Here is a 236-nt window from a genome sequence, read left to right as displayed (position 1 = left end):
AGAAGCAGCGCTGACGGGCCGTCGACGGGGCGCCGGTCAGGTGGACCACTTCGTGAGGTCGATACCGCGTTCGACGGCCAGCGCCTGAAGGTGCTCGGCGGAATCCGTCTCGACGCAGACGCACGCCTGCAACCCCGCGGCATCGTCGTCGCGCAGCAGGTAGTAGCTGGTCGCGTCGGTCAGCAGTTTGCCCTCGGCGTCGCGGAATAGCCAGCGCACCTTCACCAGCACGAGTC

General features: G+C 67.8%; 1 protein-coding gene. It reads right to left on the bottom strand.

Features of this window, described 5'->3' with window-relative positions:
* Window positions 1–36: 36 nt before the first annotated feature.
* Window positions 37–236: hypothetical protein (locus tag SB773_RS34640; RefSeq protein WP_410595079.1), on the bottom strand; the 200-nt coding region annotated here is incomplete at its 5' end.

Origin of the sequence: Bacillus sp. SIMBA_074 (assembly GCF_046534555.1) — a bacterium.
GTDB lineage: Bacteria > Bacillota > Bacilli > Bacillales > Bacillaceae_G > Bacillus_A > Bacillus_A mycoides.
Note: the sequence above shows the minus strand (reverse complement) of the source record. Positions and strands in the feature narration are given on the sequence as shown.